We start from the raw sequence: 20,777 nt of genomic DNA, 5'->3' as shown, positions 1-20,777 counted from the left end.
TTCCCTGATAACTCAAGGAAGGGCTTTTTCTATCTAGGCTTAAAACGAAGTTCTAACTACTTGTCGCGACCCACAAACGCCACAACGACTTTGTCATTGCCAAGCGAGCGAGAGAACACGTACGCGCCTTCTTGTTCAATTACTTGATGCTGACCCGCACCAATCGCTGGGTGCGCTTTACGGAACTGACCAAGAGTTTGCCAGTGTTTGAGCAGCGCTTGCTTCTCATCAGATAGCTTCCATACCATGTCAGAACGAGTGCCTTGGTGGAAATCGTCCGCGTAAGGACCAATGTTACGACCAACTTCATCACCATAATAAACCTGAACAGCACCAGGACTCAGAAGCAGTGCATTCGCGGCGTTACGCTGCATACCGTAATCTTTGAAGCGAGAGAAGAACAACTCCGTATCGTGAGAAGACATGTAGCTCACTGGGTTGAAGTCTTTCTCATTGGCGATAGTATCTGCGTAACTTTGGTAGGTGTCTGCCATTTGGCTGAAACACGCCGCGCCTTTGTCTAATTTCTTCTGCATATCGAAGTTAATCAACGCGTCAAAGCCATCGTCAAAGTAAGGGCTGCGATAAGCGGTATGTCCCCATACTTCACCCATCATCCAGAATGGCTGACCTGACTTACCGTTCTCTTTACGCCACTGCTCAAGGCTGCTTGATGCCTCTTCTTTCAAGCGTTTCCACACATCGCCTTCAACGTGCTTCACCGTGTCGACACGGTAACCATCAATACCAAAGCGTTTCACCCAATCAGTTTGCCACTCAATTAGGTAGTCCGAGACGGTGTAATTGTCACGCTCCTCAACGCGAGTGCCAGGGTTATCCAATAGCCATTGAGCTGGCTTCACGGCTTTGTCTGATTCAGTGATAAAGTCTGGCAAACCCGCCAATGACATGGTGATATCACTGCTGCCCGGAACTGGGTATCCCGGTAGACCTGTTCTTACCCAGTCACCGCCCCACCATTTCGCCCAGTTTGGACTCTGGTAATCAATATTCTGGTGGTAGCTATGCCAGTTTTCGCCCGCTTTTGGTTTCCAATCCCCCCATTTCTTAGGTAGGTCAGCGTTTGGTTTTAACACCTCAATACCGTCAAATTGCAAATCGGCTAACGTTGAGTAACCAGTGTGGTTGATTACTGCGTCCATCAAGACTTTAAGGCCACGTTTATGTGCCTCTTCCACCAGCTTTTTAAGATCAGCTTCGTTACCGAAGTTCTCATCAATCTTGGTAAAGTCACGCGTCCAGTAACCGTGGTAAGCGTAAAATGGGAATGAGCCGCTATCGCCGCCGCCCACAAAACCGTGTACTTGCTCAACGATTGGCGACAACCAAATTGCATCTGTACCTAGGCTCTTTATGTAATCTAGCTTTTCGATCACACCTTTTAGGTCACCACCGTGAAAGGTACCAACCTCTTCTTTACCGTCTTTCTTGCGACCATAGCTGTTATCATTGCTGGTATCGGCATTGTTGAAACGGTCGACCATCACGAAGTAAATATTGGCATTACGGTAATCAAACGGTACTGCTTCTTTGGTTTTCTTCACTGGCTCTAGTAGCACCAAACCGCCTGAGTCTTTGCTTGGCGTCAGCGATACTTGCTGATCTTTTACTTCGACCATTTGACCAGAATAGGCATCACGCAACTTGGTGCCATCGGGGAAACTGTCACCCAGCGCGATGGTGACTTCGCCGCCTTGGTAAACCTCACATTGCACTTGTGGGATTGGGCGTTTGAATTCAGTCTTGGCGGCTTTCTTAGGTTCACGCTTGAAGCGCAGTGTTTTCGCTTCCGCATCAAAAGCAAAAGAGTAATCGCCAGTAAAACGGATTTTTAACGGCAGTTCTGTTGGTTTTCCGCAGTTCAGCGCGATAGGTTTGTTGAATTTGACCTTCTGGCCATCAGGCGCGACACAGTCGCCTTCAACACCCGTGATTTTGAGCGTGTATCCGTCTTTGGTTAAGGGCACAACCAAAGGCTGCTCTGCACTTAACGGAAAGTCACGGCTGTTGGTCGTGGTAGAAATGGTGATGTTTGGCTCGGCGATGGCACTTGCCGATGCAAGCAATAAGGTAGTCGTAATCAGATTCAGTTTCATCGTTCAGTCCATTGGTTGCGCATAGGCGCAGTATTCGTGTTGTAGTTTTATTCACACTAATAGTAAATGGATGAAAAACTGAGCGCATCATTCTGAAAAGCTACGCCCTAAAGCTTGTGACGCTTCACATTTTGCTTTTATGGGGGCGTAGTTCTACTTATGAGCAGGGTAAAAAGGAGTTTAAAGCTGAACGCTACCAAGGTTACGCATTTGTCTCATCGCCCAATTGACGCGGCTGATGGTGTAAGAAGTCTGAGGGTAAACTTTGATGCGATACGGATTTGGCAGCACCACCGCAAGCCTTGCTGCTTGGCGTGTTGAAAGTTGTTTAGCAGGAATACCAAAGTAGTTTTGCGCAGCGGCTTCCGCGCCATAAATACCTGGACCAAACTCCACCACATTCAAATACACTTCAAGAATGCGTTTTTTACTCCACATTGCTTCCATCAGCAGAGCAAAATAAAGCTCATACGCTTTGCGCACATAAGAGTGTGAAGGAAACAGAAACACGTTCTTTGCAGTTTGCTGAGTAATCGTGCTCGCACCGCGAGAGGGACCGCTCTCGCCAGACTCTGAGATCACTTTAAACAAGGAATCAAAATCCACTCCGTAATGGGTCGGGAACTTTTGATCTTCTGTCGCAATCACGGCCAGTTGAATGTGTTTAGAAATATCACTCAAAGGCACCCATTCATTTTGACTCTCTTCAGGAAATCCTTCAGGAGGAGAAATTATGCGGCTGATCTTCCATCCCCAAATTGGTGGATCGATGTATTTCACTATGCCAACGAGCATCACTGGTAAAAGCAAAAGCACCAATAAGATATTGAACAGAAGGGATTTAATCTTTCTCAAAGTCCGACCTAGCCTGATTTCATAAAACAATATGATGCAAGTATAGAGTATGCAGTCTGTTTATCGTTAGTGAAAACTTGGTTAAAAAAAGCCCGATTTACAATGTAAAACGGGCTTAGAATTTGATTAGACTAAATTATTTGTGCAGCTTGTAGAACACGGTTGAAAGTGGAGGCAAACGAAGCTCAAGTGATTGAGGCAGTGATTCACTTTCGACTTGTTCCGTTTTCACACTGGTCAGCACTTTAAAATCGCTTCCGCCGTATTTGCTGTCGTCCGTGTTCAGCAGCAGTTCGTATTGACCTGCATTTGGAACACCTAAACGGAAACGCTCGTGTGGTACGGGCGTAAAGTTGGTGATGATGAGAATACGCTCACCCTCTTTACTGATACGCTCGTGCGCTAGGATGCTTGCATCTGCCTCGTCTTGTAGACGCCACTCAAAACCAGCAGGAACACAATCTTGATCGTGCATCGCCGCTTCATTTCGGTACAAGTGGTTCAAATCGCGCATCAGCTTTTGAACGCCTTGATGACGTTCGTATTCCAGCAAGAACCATTGCAACTGATCATCGTGGTTCCACTCCGCCGTTTGGCCGATTTCCGCGCCCATGAAGTTCAGCTTTTTGCCCGGTTGACCATACATATAACCGTAGTATGCACGTAGGTTTGCGGTTTGCTGCCATTCATCGCCCGGCATCTTGTTATGGATAGAGCCTTTTCCGTACACCACCTCGTCGTGAGAGAGAGACAAGACGTAGTTTTCGCTGTGCGCATAAACCAGCGGGAAGGTGATGGTATTGTGGTGGTATTTACGGTGAACAGGATCTTCTTTGATGTATGAAAGACTGTCGTGCATCCACCCCATATTCCACTTGAAGCCAAAGCCTAAACCACCCATAAAGGTTGGCGCAGACACACCCGGAAACGCCGTTGACTCTTCCGCAATCGTCATCGCATTCGGGAAGTGCTTGTACACTTCTTCGTTCATCCATTTTAAGGTTGCGATTGCGTCGTAGTTTTCGTTGCCACCATCAACGTTCGGGACCCACTGATCGTGGCTACGTGAATAATCGAGATAGAGCATCGACGCAACAGCATCGACACGAATGCCATCAATATGGAATTGTTCAAACCAGTACAGCGCATTCGAGACAAGGAAGCGACGTACATGTTCACGGCCTAAATCGTAAATGTAGGAGTTCCAATCTTGGTGCCAACCGCGACGAGGATCTGGATCATGGAACAGAGGCGTACCATCAAAGTTAGCTAAACCATGATCATCCGATGGGAAATGCGCAGGAACCCAATCCAGCACTACACCGATACCAGCTTGGTGACACGCATCCACGAAGAATTTGAAATCATCAGGTGAGCCAAAACGGCTAGTTGGTGCAAACAAACCAACAGGTTGATAGCCCCATGAACCATAGAATGGATGCTCAGACACAGGCATCAGCTCAACGTGGGTGTAGCCCATATCCACAAGGTATGGCACCAACTGCTCCGCGAGTTCGCGGTAGTTCAGGAAATCACCGTTCTCGTCGCGCTTCCATGATCCAGCATGTAGCTCGTAAAACGATAACGCTTCATCACGCTTTTGTGTCACTGCACGGTTTTGCCATTTCGCATCTTGCCATTGGTAACGCTTGTGATCGTAGGTAATGGATGCGAACGATGGGTATTGCTCAGAGTAGAAACCCCAAGGGTCTTGTTTGTGTGGCAACCCTTCCCCATTTGGCCCTTTGAGCTCAAATTTGTATTGTACCCCCTCTTCCAAACCAGGAATGAATAGGCCCCAGATACCGTAGTCTAAGCGTTGCATTGGATGACGACGGCCATCCCATTGGTTGAAGCAACCCACAAGGCTAACAGCAGATGCATGTGGTGCATAAACAAGGAAACGCACACCAGAGATGTTTTCACCGCCACGTTCTAGCGTGACAAAGTGTGCGCCCATGTAGTGATACATGTCTTTTGGCGTATGCAGATGCTCGTACTCTTGGTAGATATTGTGGTATTGATAAGGGTCGTCGATGAGCTGTTCTACACCATTCCAGTCTACTGCAAGTTGGTAATGCGTTAGATGCAAATCGCGCTTGTCTTTTAAGATGAAGCCGCTTTCATCTTCACGCTCTAGCTCAATTCGAGGTTCGCCGCTGATAACCAATTCAACTTTGTCTGCACCCGGCATCCAAACACGTAACGAACCTTCGCCGTCAGCAATGAATGGACCAAGTGACGCAAATGGATCTGAGTAAGCCGCCTCAGCAAGCAGTTCGTATGCGCGTTCGTGTTGTTTCTTTATTTTCTTGGTTTTGGTGGTTTTCAAATCTTTCTCCCTAGAGCCAACATCCTTTTCAAGACCAGAGATCTGAATCAAACATCGGTTTCTCCACAGCCAACGTTGTGAACTCACAAAAAGACTCCGCTTCTCACATTCGTTGCGTAAACGGCGTCAAAATACAAAAATGCCCGCTATTGTCGCGGGCATAATAACGGTACTTCATCCTAACGGATTGTGTTTTAGGAATGAGTGACCTAGACGGAACTTTCGTACCTCTGAGCTAACAAAATTGGTAATCAGCTCGTCCATCTACGCCACTCTAGGCATCTTACTTACTCGCCTGTGCACGAACTTCAGTAAGGCGTTTAGAAATACGATTCACATCTTCACGGCTGAAGATTTCATCTAGGTTCATCGACAATTTACGACGCCAGTTTGGATACTCATCCACCGTACCAGGAATATTGACCGGTTGATCCATTTCTAGCCAGTCTTCAAGCTGAACACTAAGCAGTGCAGAGTCACCCGCGGCTACGTGCAGTTGCAGCGCTTCGCTTAGGTATGAATCCATTGGCACGTACTGAGCATCATGACCAATGCCTTCTGGCAAATAGCCATGCCAGCGAACACTGTCTAGAATGCCTTGTTTGCACTTCAAGCGATCAGCGAATAGGCCTTCCAACTGCTGCTCATCAGGGTACAGACCAATCTCACGCCCCATCTTCAAGTCATCACAGTGCCAGAAACCGCGTAGTGTTGGCATATCGTGCGTACACAGCGCAGCCATAGACTGCTCAGCGTAGTGCTTCGGAGAAATAAAGCCACCGTCGTCTTTTGATGTTTCGAAGAAGAAGACTTTGTACGAATGCACACCCGCATCACGAAGGATATCAACGATTTCATCAGGTACAGTACCCAAGTCTTCACCGATTACAGAACACTGATGACGGTGAGATTCCAACGCTAGGATTGCTAGCATGTCTTCCACTGGGTAGTACAAGTATGCGCCTTCTGTCGCTTTCTCGCCTTTTGGAATCCACCAAAGGCGAAGCAGGCCAAGTACGTGGTCGATACGCAATGCACCACAATGCTTCATGTTAGCACGTAGCAATTTGATGTAAGCGTCGTAGCCAGTCGCTTCTAAAACCTGAGGGTTAAGCGGAGGCAGACCCCAGTTTTGGCCTAGTGGACCAAGTACATCTGGTGGTGCACCGATGCTTGCATCCAATACTAGCGCGCCTTCATCAGCCCATGTTTCACTACCAGAATCAGCAACACCAACCGCAAGGTCACGGTACAAACCCACAGCCATGCCTTTTTCTTCGGCTAGCGCTTGCGCTTCTTTGATTTGATCGTCTGCGATCCATTGCAGGTACATGTACAAGTGAACACGATCTTGGTTATCCTTGATGTACTTCTGAGTACCAGCTGCGTCGAATGTGCGGTATTTCTCAGGGAATACAGGCCAACCCCACATGTTTGCATCTTCTGCATGTAAATCAGCATGAAGTGCATCGAATGCAGCTTGATGTAGCAAGCTGTCGCCGCCTTTTTCAACAAAGTCCAAGAAGGCACGAGCGCGATCGGTGTTTTTGTCTAAATGGCGAGCTTTAAACTCACTGAATAGTAGCGGAAGAACGCTCATTTTTAGTTGCGAAACTTCGGTGTAATTCACCCAATGAGAGTCTCGCGCTTTTTGTAAACGTTGTTGGAACTCTGCGCTACCAACACGCTGTTGTGCTTCTGCACTTAGCGCGAATTCAGGTACAGAGCTTACGTCGATGTACATAATGTTCAACCAACGACGAGAAGACGGGCTGTATGGGCTTGCCCCTTCTGGATTCGCAGGGAACAGCGAGTGAATCGGGTTCAAGCCAATGAAGTCACCGCCACGAGAGGCAATATCACTCACCAGTTGTTTTAGGTCACCAAAATCACCGATGCCCCAGTTATGCTGAGTACGCAGTGTGTAAAGCTGGATACTAGGACCCCATAGCTTTTTGTGTTGGTTTAGATCGTCTTGTTTGAAACACGCTTTCGGCGTAATGATCAATGACATCTCGTAAGGTGTTTTACGACGCTTACGACTGATGATCAGTTTGTGATAACCCCAAGCCAAGTTCTTTGGCAATGCAAACACTAGAGGGCCACCCTCAGCACGCTCATCACGAACAATTTGGGACTGAAGATAGCCTTCAAGTACCTCTCCTTGTTCTGTTTCTAAACGCCAGCTGAATTCACTCTCACGAGCACTCGTACCTAGGTTTAGTTCCACTTCGACTGGTTCGCCGTCGCGTAAAACAAGAACAGGGGCTAGTACGTCTTTTTTATGTTTCTTTTCAGCAGAAGCCAGTAGTTTTTCATCACTGCTAGTATCGTAGCCAAGCGAAGCGAGCAAGCGGCGTAGCGTCTCCTCAGACACTTTAGCCTCATCTCCCCAAGCACTGACATAGCTATCAGCCAATCTCGCCATTTCCGCGACTTTCTTTAATGCTGTTTGTTCTTTCATCGCTTTCTCCGAAGGTAATACCAACACCTTCCATGTAGGGTTTTATTGTTATCAATAACTTCTTTTGGAAAATGACCAAAGGTAGCGCTTGGCTACCTTGGTCTTAACTAGGTTCTATTAGCGTTTCACCGCTTCAAGTTTCCAGATATTGTTCACGTAGTCTCGGATTGAGCGGTCTGACGTGAACTTGCCAACAAGGGCGGTATTAAGAATGGCCTTCTTCGCCCAGCCAGCTTGATCTTTATATTGTTCGCTCATGTCTTCGTGCGCTTTCACATACGATGCGAAGTCCGCAAGACATAGGTATGGGTCACCGCCATCCAGCAGGCTATCGTACGTTGCACGTAGTAGGCCCGGTTGACCTGGAGTGAATTCTTCACCCAGTAGTAGGTCCATGGACGCTTTGAGTAAGTGATCCGCATTGTAGTAATCAAATGGGTTATAACCTTGAGCTTTCAGCGCTTTCACACCTTCAACATCTAGACCGAAGATATAGATGTTCTCATCGCCTACTTCCTCACGAATCTCAACGTTTGCACCATCCATTGTACCGATAGTTAGCGCACCGTTTAGCGCCATCTTCATGTTACCTGTACCTGATGCTTCTTTACCCGCTAGCGAGATTTGTTGAGAAACGTCAGCCGCAGGGATAATGATTTCAGCCATGCTCACGCGGTAGTCAGGGATGAATACCACTTTCAGCTTGTTACCGATGCGAGGATCGTTGTTCACCTTGTCTGCAATCTTATTGATTGCGAAGATGATTTCTTTCGCTAGGTGGTAACCCGGTGCTGCTTTTGCTGCGAAGAACACAACGCGTGGCGTACACTCAAAACCTGGTTCATTAAGAATACGGTGGTACAGAGACAGTACGTGTAGCAAGTCTAGATGCTGACGTTTGTACTCGTGCAGACGCTTGATTTGAACATCGAAGATTGCATTAGTATCGAGCTCGATACCCATGTTCTCTTTCACCCAAGTTGCTAGGCGTTCTTTGTTCTCTTTCTTCACTGCCATGAATTCTTTTTGGAATGTCGCGTCAGTAGCGTACTTCGCAATACCTTCAAGTTGCTCTAGTTTCGCTGGCCATTCTGGGCCGACTTTCTCAGTGATAAGCTGAGACAGACCTGGGTTACAGAACTTCAACCAGCGACGTGGCGTAATACCGTTCGTTACGTTGTGTAGACGTGTCGGGTACATTTCGTGGAACTCTGGGAATAGGTCTTTCTTAACCAATTCAGAGTGAAGTGCTGCTACACCGTTTACTGCGTAAGAGCCGATTACACATAGGTTTGCCATGCGAACCATGCGGTGGAAACCTTCTTCGATGATAGAAAGCTTCTGTTGCTTCGCGACATCACCCGGCCACATTGCACGTACGTCTTGTAGGAAGCGGTGGTTGATCTCGTAAATGATCTCCATGTGACGTGGTAGCAGGTGCTGGATTAGCGACTCTGGCCATGTCTCTAGTGCTTCTGGAAGTAGCGTGTGGTTGGTGTACGCAAATGTCTTAGAGCTGATTTCCCAAGCCGCTTCCCAAGCTAAACCTTTTTCATCCATCAGGATGCGCATTAGTTCAGGAATCGCAATCGTTGGGTGTGTATCGTTAAGCTGGATAGTCTCTTGCTTAGGTAGATCCGCTAGCGAGTAGCCCGCAGCTTCGTGGCGACGTAGGATGTCACGTACAGACGCTGCTGAGTGGAAGTACTGCTGCATTAGACGCAGTGTTTTACCTTTCTCGTGGTTGTCATTCGGGTAAAGCACTTTAGTGATGTTACCTGCGTCGATCAGTGCGTGCTGAGCTTCGAAGTAATCACCATTGTTAAAGCTTGCTAGTGAGAATGGTGCAATCGCCTGACATTCCCAAAGACGTAGCGGGTAAACCGTGTCTGATTCGTAACCCACAATTGGCAGATCCCAAGGCATTGCTCTTACTGTCATGCCTGGTACCCATTTGCGAACTTCTTTACCGTTCTCGTTAATCACTTCAACGTGACCGTAGAAACCGATCTCTTGCGCAAGTTCTGGACGCGCAATTTCCCAGGGGTAGCCCTCTACACCGCGCCATGCGTCAGGTGCTTCTTGCTGGCGACCATCTTTGAATGACTGTTTAAATAGACCGTATTCGTAATGTAAACCATAGCCGACAGTTGGGAATTCTTGTGCCGCACATGAATCCATGAAACACGCAGCCAGACGACCAAGGCCACCGTTACCCAATGATGGGTCGCGCTCTTCTTCTAGCAGATCAGTTAGGTTGTAACCTAGTTCAGCCATTGCTTCTGTTACTTGTTCGTACAGACCCATGCTGATTAGGTTGTTACCAGTCAAACGACCGATAAGGAATTCTAGCGAAAGGTAGTTAACGCTCTTCGCACTTTTAATGCGCGGATCTTCTTCTGTCGCAAGCAAATCTAGAGTAGTAAATTCAGCCAGAGCATGCCCCATTGCTAGGTACCATGCTCGGCTGTCTGCGTTTTCAATCGTATGAGCGTAAGTTACAGATAGGTGTTTCTTTACGCTTTCTTGGAACGACTTCTTGTCAAATTGTTTTTGTTGAGTAGGTTTCATTACGAAATTCTCACGTCTTTTGGTAATTCATCTGCCATACATCGTGCATTTACCTCTGTGAATAAACATCCTCCTAATTCTCATCCTTTGAAGGAGGAGGGCTGAGGGCGTAGAGGGGGTACCATTGCTAGGTTAGTGATCCAAATCTCAACAAAGTGAACTTTGCACCAGTTCTTAGTGATTTTGATCACAATGGAATGTGAGAAAGGTTAAAACCCGTTCATGACGCTTTTTATAGTCCACTCATCTGATGATGTGAAAATTGTAATATCGGTCACATTAACTCGGTCAGCGTAGAAGAACTTTTCGTAATCTATGTGCAACGCGATCTTAACGCTAACGAAACAAACGATATTTAAGTGACGACAATCACAAATAAAGGGCGTAGTTGATGGTAAATCCATCAACCCTTGAGAATTAGGAAGTGGATCAAAGTAACGAACATTTCTGATGTCGTAACATCCCTCTCAGCTCACAGGATTGTACGCTTTTTATACAAACTAGAATTAGGCGATGTGAGTTATTTCTAGTTTTCGCTAGCTTTTATATTTAAGTGACCGTATGGAATGGTTTTTCAGACGGACGCAAGCCCCAATAGTAGCGACATTATCCGGTATTCAAACAGTGTTTTTGATGCTGATGGCATCATTCAGTAAGACGGCTTTCAAGGGGGCTTTACTAGAATGATCACGTTGCTGTCATTTGGGTATACATAAATAAGGACATAACTACTAATGTGGATTCCATCTAAGCTTACTCGACCAGGACGCCTGCACAATGCCATCGTGCGCCCACGAGTGTTGGACTTACTACAGCAAGCGCCTTACTACAAATTGGTTTTATTCCGATCCCCAGCAGGTTACGGAAAAACAACAATGGCAGCGCAGTGGCTATCCGATAAGCCAAACGTCGGTTGGTACAGCATTGATGACAGCGATAACGACGGCTTTCGCTTTGTAAACTATCTGCTTCAAGCATTAAACAAAGCCACCAACTTCAGTTGCGCTAACGCACAAAAACTGGCGGAAAAACGTCAGATCTCGTCTTTACGCTCCCTATTTAGCGAAGTATTCGCAGAAATGGCTGACTTTCATCAAGAGTGCTACGTGGTGCTTGATGACTACCATTTAATCACGAATGATGAAATCCATGAATCCATGCGTTTCTTTTTAAAGCACATGCCAGACAACCTCACCGTTGTGGTAACCAGTCGTGCAGCGCCGCCTCTAGGCACTGCAAACTTACGTGTTCGTGATTTAATGATCGAAATTGGCAACGAGATGTTGGCGTTTGATACCGAAGAAACCACTCGCTTCTTTAACCAGCGTATCGCCGATGGTATTGATGAAGACATGGCGAACAGCCTAAGAACCTATGTTGAAGGTTGGCCATCGGCGATGCAGTTGATCGCATTACAAGCCCAACATCAAAACCGCACATTGGCGCAAACTGTAGAGTCGGTATCGCAGTTCAATCACGCGCATTTGTGGGATTACTTGGTCGAAGAAGTGTTTGACTTACTCGATCACGAAACTCGTCACTTTTTAATGCAAGTATCCGTGCTTGACCACTTCAATGATGAGCTAGTGTTTGCCCTTACCCAACGCGAAGATGCACTGGGAATGATTGAATCGCTTAACCGTTACGGCTTATTCATTTATCCGCTCGAAGGGGAACAGAACTGGTTCCGGTTCCATAACTTATTTGGCGAGTTTTTATCGCATGAGCGCCAAGCTCGTATTCCTCAGCAAGAAAAAGATCTCCACCGCAATGCTGCTATCGCTTGGTTACAACAAAAAGCACCACACCAAGCGATTCATCATGCACAAAAATCGAATGATAAGGACTTAGTGGTAGAGATCCTAAACGAATTCGGCTGGAAGATGTTTAACCAAGGCGAACTCAGCACACTGGAAAGCTCAATTAACAAGTTGGACGATGATCTGTTGTTCAGCCACCCAAAACTTACGATGCTCCGAGCATGGTTGGCTCAAAGTCAGCATCGTTATAACCAAGTGGGCCACCTGCTTGAAGAAGCGGAAGAGGAACACAAAAAGCGTAACATTGCGTTAGATATTCATTATCAAGGTCAAGCAAACGCGTTGCTTGCTCAAGTGGCTATCAACAGTAACCAACCAGAAAAAGCTCTCGAATTAGCGGAGCTAGCGCTTAGCCAACTTGATAACACAATTTACCGTAGCCGAATTGTGGCGACTTCGGTTGTTGGTGAAGTTAACCACGTGCTAGGTAAACTAGACCGTGCTTTGCCGATGATGCAACAAACTGAAAAGCTAGCTCGTCAGTATCAGGTATATCACCAAGCGTTATGGGCAATATTGCAGCAAAGCGAGATTTTAATTGCACAAGGTTACGTGCAAGCTGCCTTTGAACTACAAGATTCCGCATTTCGTCTGATTGAAGATCAGCAGCTTCAGCATGTTCCTCTTCATGAATTTTTGCTGCGTATTCGCGCGCAAGTACTTTGGTGCTGGAACCGACTTGATGAAGCGGAAGAATGCGCGTACAAAGGTCTGCAAATTCTCGAAAACCATTCACCAAGCAAGCACTTACATAGCTATTCGATGTTGGCGCGTATTGCGATTGGACGCGGTGAATTAGACAAAGCAGGTAAATTCATTGAGCATATACAGCACTTGATGAAACAGTCGACTTATCACGTAGATTGGACTGCAAACGCTTCACTATCGTTGATTCTATTTTGGCAAGCGCGCGGGAATACCGATGCAATGCAAGAATGGCTCAACACTGCGGTTCGTCCTGAATCGGCATGCAACCACTTTTCTCAATTGCAATGGCGTAACATTGCTCGCGCCCACATTAATTTAGGCCAATATACCGACGCTCGTGCTGCGTTAGATTTTCTCCAAGGTGAAGCTCGTCGCACTAACCTAATCACAGATACTAATCGCAACTTAGTGGTTGAAGCGGTCCTTTCTGCTCGCCAAAAAGATGAGGAGCAAGCCAAGGCTCTGTTAAAAGAAGCATTAGTAATGACGAACCAAACTGGCATGGTCGGAAACTTCCTGATTGATGGTGCAACCATTGGCGGTCTGCTGGAGAAGTTGAGCCTCCGACATGAACTGGGCGATCTTGAGCGTCACCGTGCTCAACAGTTAATGAAGGACATTTCATCGAATCAACGTAGCCGGTCGATTCACTTTGATGAAGACTTTATTGAAAAGTTGGTGAATCACCCTAATGTGCCAGAGCTAGTACGTACCAGCCCATTAACACAACGCGAATGGCAGGTTCTGGGGCTGATTTATTCAGGCTTTAGTAACGAGCAAATCGCACAAGAGCTGGATGTGGCAGGTACGACAATTAAAACCCACATTCGCAACCTGTACCAAAAGCTTAATATTGCTAATCGTAAAGAAGCCATTGTGACAGCTGAAAATTTGCTGCAGTTGATGGGATACTGAACTGCTCGATAAACGGGTTAAAACGTAAAGTAAAACACAAGGGTTGGCGTAACACGTCAGCCCTTTTTTATGACTGACAGTAAGAGAAGTGCAATTTGCAAAGCACGTAAGTAACGTTGTTCATATAAAAAAATAGCCAACCGCAATAATCGCGATTGGCTTATATTTAGTGTGAACAAATTGTATTCACTAACAACGTCAGTTGGCTAGGTGACCCTCGGCTTAAGAAGGGTCGAGCAGTATTATGCATTAATCATGCCAAAATGCAAAGACTTATTTTTGGGCACAAGATCTCATATAAGCTGGATTTATTCACGCGCAAATTATCAAAATGCAATTTGATAATGCAAATTGCAATTGCACAATGCAACCAAGATTGATAATTGATAGTAGAGTTAATCATCTCAAAAATGTAAACCAAGCATTAAAAGCTCGTTACGGCGGCATTGTCTCTTGGCGGGTAATAAAGATAGGCAATAGATTGGATATAAAACCAAGTAGTTACAGCACTATTTCATACTTTTTTCATCGCAATGTTTGTATACTCTCTGCCATCGAAACGACTTAGCATTAGAGCAATGAACTACTTAATTACTTTCTTCAAGGGAATCGCCATGGGTGCAGCAGATGTTGTACCTGGTGTATCTGGCGGCACCATCGCGTTTATCACTGGTATTTACGATACGCTGCTTGAAAGCATTCGACGCATTAACCCCTCACTTTTCTCTATCTGGCGAAAAGAAGGGGTTAAAGCCGCGTTTAATCACATCAACGGATTCTTCCTTATCGCTCTGTTTGCCGGCATTTTCACCAGTATTGCAACGCTAGCAAAGTTGATTACTTGGCTTCTTGACACACACCCGATCCCACTTTGGTCATTTTTCTTTGGTCTGATTTTGGTCTCTGTGTATCACATTATTCGTCAGGTTGAGCAACGCGATCTTGTCCGCTTTGTCATTCTGCTCGTTGGTGTCGGGTTTGCTTATAGTATTACTGTGCTCAAACCTTTACACATGGAACCAACGGCCATTAACACCTTATTCGCTGGAGCTATCGCGATTTGTGCGATGATCTTGCCGGGTATCTCTGGCAGTTTTATTTTGCTGCTGATTGGCATGTATGCTCCTGTATTAGCCGCAGTGAAAGGTTTTCAAGTCGATACATTAGCGCTATTTTTGTCTGGCTGCGTGATCGGTTTACTGTCCTTCTCTCACTTATTGTCGTGGTTACTACGCAAGTTCCGTGATTTCACCCTGATATTTTTGACTGGATTAATGATTGGTACGTTGCCAAAGATTTGGCCATGGAAAGAAACCATCACTTGGCGCACCAATTCGAAGGGCGAACAAGTGCCATTGCTACAGCACAACCTATCACCATTTGAATTTGAACACGTAACATCACAACCTTCTCAGTTAGTACTTGCTGTCGTAATGATGCTTGCAGCCATTGTGCTGGTTTTGGGTCTAGAGAAATTCGCAGATTCAGATAAATAACTTTGGTATCAAACATATACTGAACCAAATAAAAACGGAGCCAATTGGCTCCGTTTTTATCTATTGGCTAAGGGCAAAACATCTCAATTGAAAACTCTGCTGTATTTGATGCAATAAAGTCCGTCGCGTTACTAGGAAGCTGGTCACCGAGGTATAACGCACAATTTACTGAGGTCACGAGTTGGCGAGCGGCGCATCTGTGCTACGATGCTCGTAATGTTAAGTGATAAATGCTGAACCTTAATGAAAGTGTTACAAATCGCCGCTGTTTCAGCCGCATTAGTTGCGGGATTTTATGCCCCGACTCTAATAAAAAGCTTTTCTTCTTCCACTCAAAGCAAGTCAATAGATGAATACTGCTTTCTCTCTACAACCTCTTGCGTCCAAGAAAATGTTACGATGACGCTAAACTCAGAAACTGCTCAACCCTTGGTTCCTACCACTCTAAATGTTGAGTGGCATACAAGCGATGCTAAGCAACTCATCCTAAGTCTTTCAGGAAGAGAAATGGAGATGGGTGAGCCTAAGTTTTTGCTGAAGCAAATCGCTCCTGGCCAATATCAAGGTGACATCATTCTCCCGGTTTGCACGGAGGATGCAATGACTTGGGTTGGTGAACTCAGTGATGGAGAGAATACCGTTTACCCTGCTATAAAAATGCAAAGATAAGGAATCGTTATGAGCCGCAATTGGTCCCTATTTCTCGTAGCTGCTTTCGCACTCGGGTTTGGCGTAAAGAGCTATTTAGATAATCAGAACACGAAGCCAGAGCTAGTGGACAGCTCCACCTCTCAACAAACGGTACTGTTTGGGGAAAATAACCAAGCCGTCAATATCTTCGATGTGAATGACCCTCGCATCCGAGTTGTCTATTTTGGCTTTACTCGCTGCCCAGACGTTTGCCCAACTTCTCTTGCAATGCTGGCAGGGGCACTGAATCAAATTGACGACGCGCAAAAAGCGCAACTACGCCCGATGTTCATTTCTTTAGATCCAGAGCGTGATGAGGCCGATGCATCAGCAAGATATGCCCATTACTTCCATCCAATGATTGAAGGCCTATCGGCACCACTTGATGTAACGACACCTTTGGCACACAACTATGGTGTCATTTTCCGCAAGACAGAATTGGAAGGCTCGGAACTAAAGTACACGCTGGATCATAGCTCTTACTTTTACTTCTTGAAGCCGGATGGCACGTTAATCACTAAAGTACCGCATACGCTCTCGCCGGCACCGATTGTTGAAGCCATTTCAAAACTAACGACCGAAGGCTCTTCAAATGACGGTTAAGTCAGTGCTGAAGCAATTTTTCAATTTCCTAACTCATACCAACCCCAATGTCGAACAAGACGTCGATACGATCATTGACGCCATTGGGGGCATAGAGAACCTGCTAGAAACTGGTGCATGTGCGACTCGGCTGCGTCTTACCCTCAGAGCGACGTCCGTCATCGATAAGAACGCACTCAAAAATCATGGCGCGCATGGCGTCGTGATATTGGATGATCGTCATGTCCAAATCATATACGGCTTAAAAGCCAACACGTATTCGCAAATTATGGAAGAGCGCATCACAAAACAAAGTTAATATTTTTGCAGTATAGCTACCCTCTTTAAAAAACGGCGGCTATACTCTTTTGGCTTAATTAACTCACTTATTTATTAACCAACGAAGAGGACACAAGATGATTGTATTGAATAACACTAACTGGGCATCGCAAGGGTAACCCTAACAGCACCAACTCTGTGGCATAACCACAACTTCCCCTTCTCTGCCCGGTCTTCACCGGGGTCAACTCTATCCGAATTAGACCCTAATGCGATTTGTATTAAGGCGCTTTGTTGCGTCTGGGATAATTCAATAATGAATCAAACACATACTTTTTGTGACACATTAGTTTCAACTTCAAACCCTCTAAAACAATTGGGTTGGAAACCATTTTTTCAGCAACAACTGACATTAGACGATTACGACAACACTATCTTTGCTCGTGTGATTGCGCACCACCGAAGTGGTTATTTATTGGCAACAGAAACTGGGCAAGTTCATCTTAATGCCCACCATTCTTTACCCAACATGACCGTCGGAGACTGGGTAATCTTAAATGAAGATCAGCAATTTGTTCGCTTACTGGATCGCTTGAGCCTCTTTAGCCGCAAAGCCGCTGGCAGCAAAGTGGCAGAGCAACTCATCGCAGCCAATGTGGATACAGTGTTTATCGTCTGTTCCCTTAACGACGACTTCAATTTAAGTCGTATTGAACGCTATCTTGCCTTGGCTCATGAAGCCGAAGTCGAACCCGTCATCGTGCTTTCCAAAGCCGATTTGTGTGACAATACTGATGAACTAAAAAGCCAAGTACAGAAGCTCGACCCTCTATTAGCTATAGAGACAGTCAACGGCTTAGAAATAGAGAGTGCTTCTAAACTCATGACCTGGTGCAAAGAAGGACAAACCCTCGCTTTTATCGGTTCTTCAGGCGTTGGCAAATCAACTCTTGTTAATGCATTACTCGGGCAACAAGAACAGGCAACTGGGCATATTCGTGAAGACGATAGCAAAGGTCGACATACAACTACATCGCGCTCTATCCATCTATTACCTGATGGCGGCATCTTGATTGATACTCCGGGAATGCGCGAGCTTCAACTAGCAGATTGTGAATCGGGGGTCAGTGAGGCGTTTTCTGACATTGAGGCTCTCGCTCAGCGTTGTCGCTTTGGTGATTGCCAGCATCAAACTGAGCCGGGTTGCGCAATTCAAACTGCGATTGAAAATGGCAAACTGGAAGTTCGTCGTTTCAATAACTATCAAAAACTATTGCGAGAACAAGCCTTTAACGGTGCGACTTTGGCAGAGCAACGAGCACAAAGTCGACAATTCGGTAAACTTGCTCGCAATGCCATGAATGATAAGCGCAGGCGCCAACAAAGTTATTAATTTGTTGCGTTTGAGTTGTCAATAAAATCAAAGGAGACGAAAGTCTCCTTTTTAACAACTTTATTAAAAACCATTACTCATAACTAATGATAATTTTCAACATAAAAATCTTATTTAAATAACATTGAGCAAACATTTAATCCAAAAACAAACTAAAACTAGACACAAAATATTACCAAGCTAAGATATGTGATATTCAGCAAGAAAATGGCTGAATTTATAAAAACAGGATAATTGATAATCATGTGTCTTAGTGACCAGAAGCAATGCTCACCCCTTGCAATATAAGGGCATTATCGCCGTGTAATGATGGACTATTGCCCTGCCACTCTGGCATAAAATTGCAGGAATGATGTATGCAACACAACAGCCTCGTTGCCCGATATGCTCGTGGTAACCTCGTCGTCCAGATCCTTGTCGGTATCGTCTTTGGTATTTTGCTCGCGACAATTTCTCCAAGCCATGCCGAAATCGCGGGATTAATTGGTAGCCTTTTTGTCGGTGCGCTTAAAGCGATCGCGCCAATTCTTGTGTTTATTTTGGTTGCCGCTTCAATTGCAAACCAAAAGAAAAACCAACACACTTACATGCGCCCAATCGTTGTACTGTACCTGATGGGTACATTCTTCGCGGCGCTATCAGCAGTGGTTCTAAGCTTCCTTTTCCCGACCAATTTAACGCTTGTCACCGGCGCTGAAGGTGCAACGCCTCCTCAAGGTATTGCTGAAATTCTACGCACACTGTTGTTTAAACTGGTCGACAACCCAGTAAATGCACTAGTAGAAGCAAACTACATCGGCATTCTTGCTTGGGGTGTGGGTCTGGGTCTTGCACTACACCACGCATCGGCAACAACGAAGGCCGTATTTGAAGATCTAAGCCACAGCGTGTCTCACATTGTGCGCTTTATCATTCGTCTTGCACCATTTGGTATCTTTGGCTTGGTTGCTTCAACGTTTGCGACAACGGGCTTTAGCGCACTAGCAAGCTACGCACACCTTCTGGCGGTTCTTCTTGGCGCAATGATGATCATCGCACTCGTTGTAAACCCAGCGATCGTGTTCGTTAAAACCAAACAAAACCCTTACCCACTTGTATTCCGTTGTCTACGTGAAAGTGGTGTAACTGCGTTCTTCACTCGTTCAAGTGCGGCGAATATTCCAGTAAACATGGCACTATGTGAGAAACTAAAACTGGACGAGGATACATACTCAGTATCTATCCCTCTAGGTGCGACCATCAACATGGCTGGTGCTGCAATCACTATCACAACACTAACGCTTGCAGCTGTGCACACTATGGGTATCGAAGTTGATCTACTGACTGCGCTACTTCTAAGTATTGTAGCTGCGGTTTCTGCATGCGGCGCATCAGGTGTTGCAGGTGGCTCTCTACTACTTATCCCACTTGCGTGTGGCCTGTTTGGTATCTCAAACGACGTAGCAATGCAGGTTGTAGCGGTTGGCTTCATTATCGGTGTGATTCAAGACTCTGCTGAAACTGCGCTAAACAGCTCAACAGACGTTGTCTTTACGGCAGCAGTTTGTAAATCAGAGCAGCAAAAAGCTCAGTAAGACTGACAGAACAAATAGAAAGGGGAGCCGATGATGGCTCCCCTTTTTTGTTTAATTGCGCTCAATTATGCGGTGACCAGAGCCACTTCTTCAATCGGGAAGTGTTTGCTTGGTTCAACAAACTCTTGCTGCGCCGCGATAGTTTGCAGCTCCCATTCGCCTGCATGATACGTTGCACTTAACACCCCGTAGCACGCGTCATGACAATGTTGGAAAGCTTGTTTAGGAGACCAGCCTTTTAAGAGTCCCGCGGTAAAAATAGCTGAAATAAGATCGCCCACGCCAACAGGTTGTTTAGCAAACTCAAATTGAGGACGCTTCGCAAGGTAAATACCTTCTTGCGTAGCCAATAGCATGTTAAAGCTGCCATTTTCTAGGCAGTAAAGGTGCTTAACTAGCACCACTTTTGGACCTTTCTCTAGCGCACGTTGGCATGCGGTGATCGCATCTTCTAGTGAGTGGATTTCCATCTCAGCAAATTGACTTAGCTCGAATTGGTTCGGAACGATCACGTCCGCCATTGGCATCAAACGCGTTAGAAGATTTTCAGCAATGCCCGGAGCCACAATGCAGCCTTTGTCTGGCGCGCCCATCACAGGGTCGCAAACGTAAAGTGCGTTCGGGTTCGCTTGCTTCACTTTCGTCACGGTATCTTCAACAGCAAGGCACTGCTCTGCGCTACCTTGGTAGCCCGTCAATACCGCTTGGCACTTTTCCAGCGCGCCGATGTTACCAAGTCCACGAACTAACTCGCTGATGTCTTCAGCCGCAAACGCTCGCCCAGTCCAGCCTTCTTGATACTGCGTGTGGTTAGAAAATTGAACGGTATGAATCGGCCATACTTCGAAACCCATGCGTTGCATTGGGAAAACAGCACTGCTGTTACCAGCATGACCAAAAGAAACATGAGATTGTATAGAGAGGATACCTTGCATAGTACCTTACCTCTTATTGTAGTTATCGATAGTTCAAAGACAGCGG

At 46.0% G+C, this 20,777-nt stretch carries 13 protein-coding genes; 7 read left to right on the top strand and 6 right to left on the bottom strand.

The window, feature by feature from the left end; all coding sequences use genetic code 11:
- Positions 1–56 precede the first annotated feature (56 nt).
- From R7P36_RS06590 to R7P36_RS06570, 5 genes are all read right to left on the bottom strand, one after another.
- A complete protein-coding gene (locus tag R7P36_RS06590) occupies positions 57–2,117 on the bottom strand; it encodes an alpha-amylase (RefSeq protein ID WP_005374841.1) in 2,061 nt (686 codons plus the stop codon).
- A gap of 180 nt (positions 2,118–2,297) precedes the next feature.
- Positions 2,298–2,972: a monofunctional biosynthetic peptidoglycan transglycosylase gene (mtgA, locus tag R7P36_RS06585; RefSeq protein ID WP_031778873.1), complete on the bottom strand. Its 675-nt coding sequence runs from the start codon at positions 2,970–2,972 to the stop codon at positions 2,298–2,300.
- A 136-nt stretch (positions 2,973–3,108) separates the two neighbouring features.
- Positions 3,109–5,355, bottom strand: coding sequence for a 1,4-alpha-glucan branching protein GlgB (glgB, locus tag R7P36_RS06580; RefSeq protein ID WP_213899145.1), 2,247 nt, complete (start codon positions 5,353–5,355; stop codon positions 3,109–3,111).
- A gap of 232 nt (positions 5,356–5,587) precedes the next feature.
- On the bottom strand, positions 5,588–7,768 hold the full coding sequence (gene malQ, locus R7P36_RS06575) for a 4-alpha-glucanotransferase (protein WP_005374838.1): 2,181 nt from the start codon (positions 7,766–7,768) through the stop codon (positions 5,588–5,590).
- A gap of 117 nt (positions 7,769–7,885) precedes the next feature.
- Complete coding sequence (locus R7P36_RS06570; protein ID WP_005374836.1) at positions 7,886–10,339, bottom strand: glycogen/starch/alpha-glucan phosphorylase; 2,454 nt, start codon at positions 10,337–10,339, stop codon at positions 7,886–7,888.
- Between the two features lie 734 nt (positions 10,340–11,073).
- Here R7P36_RS06570 and malT point away from each other — a divergent pair.
- The 7 genes from malT (at position 11,074) to sstT (ending at position 19,796) form a co-directional block, all read left to right on the top strand.
- On the top strand, positions 11,074–13,782 hold the full coding sequence (gene malT / locus R7P36_RS06565) for an HTH-type transcriptional regulator MalT (RefSeq protein ID WP_005374834.1): 2,709 nt from the start codon (positions 11,074–11,076) through the stop codon (positions 13,780–13,782).
- 578 nt (positions 13,783–14,360) lie between these two features.
- The gene (locus tag R7P36_RS06560; protein WP_213899075.1) at positions 14,361–15,278 is read left to right on the top strand and encodes a DUF368 domain-containing protein; all 918 of its coding nucleotides are present in this window, start codon (positions 14,361–14,363) and stop codon (positions 15,276–15,278) included.
- A 243-nt stretch (positions 15,279–15,521) separates the two neighbouring features.
- Entirely contained in the window at positions 15,522–15,947 is a 426-nt protein-coding gene (locus R7P36_RS06555) for a hypothetical protein (protein WP_017820123.1), read from the top strand.
- 9 nt (positions 15,948–15,956) lie between these two features.
- Positions 15,957–16,571, top strand: coding sequence for an SCO family protein (locus R7P36_RS06550; RefSeq protein WP_213899074.1), 615 nt, complete (start codon positions 15,957–15,959; stop codon positions 16,569–16,571).
- Positions 16,561–16,869, top strand: coding sequence for a PTS transporter subunit EIIB (locus R7P36_RS06545; RefSeq protein WP_005384641.1), 309 nt, complete (start codon positions 16,561–16,563; stop codon positions 16,867–16,869). Before R7P36_RS06550 ends, R7P36_RS06545 begins: the two co-directional genes overlap by 11 nt.
- Before the next feature lie 276 nt (positions 16,870–17,145).
- Complete coding sequence (gene rsgA, locus R7P36_RS06540; protein WP_053307966.1) at positions 17,146–18,222, top strand: ribosome small subunit-dependent GTPase A; 1,077 nt, start codon at positions 17,146–17,148, stop codon at positions 18,220–18,222.
- Positions 18,223–18,578: 356 nt separating this feature from the next.
- Complete coding sequence (gene sstT / locus R7P36_RS06535) at positions 18,579–19,796, top strand: serine/threonine transporter SstT (protein ID WP_213899073.1); 1,218 nt, start codon at positions 18,579–18,581, stop codon at positions 19,794–19,796.
- 65 nt (positions 19,797–19,861) lie between these two features.
- On the opposite strand, the gene pdxY is transcribed toward sstT, so the two are convergent.
- Positions 19,862–20,731 carry a pyridoxal kinase PdxY gene (gene pdxY / locus R7P36_RS06530; protein WP_213899072.1) on the bottom strand — a complete coding sequence of 290 codons (870 nt, stop codon included), beginning with the start codon at positions 20,729–20,731 and terminating at the stop codon, positions 19,862–19,864.
- Positions 20,732–20,777: the final 46 nt, after the last annotated feature.

Source organism: Vibrio sp. 397, from assembly GCF_033339395.1.
Lineage (GTDB): Bacteria > Pseudomonadota > Gammaproteobacteria > Enterobacterales > Vibrionaceae > Vibrio > Vibrio alginolyticus.
The sequence above is the reverse complement of the archived record's forward strand: the minus strand, read 5'-3'. Positions and strand labels throughout refer to the sequence as shown.

What these genes read in the sequence shown, in the direction of transcription:
- R7P36_RS06590 (WP_005374841.1), bottom strand. Translation starts at nt 2,117, where the DNA reads ATGAAACTGAATCTGATTACGACTACCTTATTGCTTGCATCGGCAAGT.
- malQ (WP_005374838.1), bottom strand. Translation starts at nt 7,768, where the DNA reads ATGAAAGAACAAACAGCATTAAAGAAAGTCGCGGAAATGGCGAGATTG.
- R7P36_RS06570 (WP_005374836.1), bottom strand. Translation starts at nt 10,339, where the DNA reads ATGAAACCTACTCAACAAAAACAATTTGACAAGAAGTCGTTCCAAGAA.
- malT (WP_005374834.1), top strand. Translation starts at nt 11,074, where the DNA reads ATGTGGATTCCATCTAAGCTTACTCGACCAGGACGCCTGCACAATGCC.
- R7P36_RS06560 (WP_213899075.1), top strand. Translation starts at nt 14,361, where the DNA reads ATGAACTACTTAATTACTTTCTTCAAGGGAATCGCCATGGGTGCAGCA.
- R7P36_RS06555 (WP_017820123.1), top strand. Translation starts at nt 15,522, where the DNA reads ATGAAAGTGTTACAAATCGCCGCTGTTTCAGCCGCATTAGTTGCGGGA.
- R7P36_RS06550 (WP_213899074.1), top strand. Translation starts at nt 15,957, where the DNA reads ATGAGCCGCAATTGGTCCCTATTTCTCGTAGCTGCTTTCGCACTCGGG.
- R7P36_RS06545 (WP_005384641.1), top strand. Translation starts at nt 16,561, where the DNA reads ATGACGGTTAAGTCAGTGCTGAAGCAATTTTTCAATTTCCTAACTCAT.
- rsgA (WP_053307966.1), top strand. Translation starts at nt 17,146, where the DNA reads ATGAATCAAACACATACTTTTTGTGACACATTAGTTTCAACTTCAAAC.
- sstT (WP_213899073.1), top strand. Translation starts at nt 18,579, where the DNA reads ATGCAACACAACAGCCTCGTTGCCCGATATGCTCGTGGTAACCTCGTC.
- pdxY (WP_213899072.1), bottom strand. Translation starts at nt 20,731, where the DNA reads ATGCAAGGTATCCTCTCTATACAATCTCATGTTTCTTTTGGTCATGCT.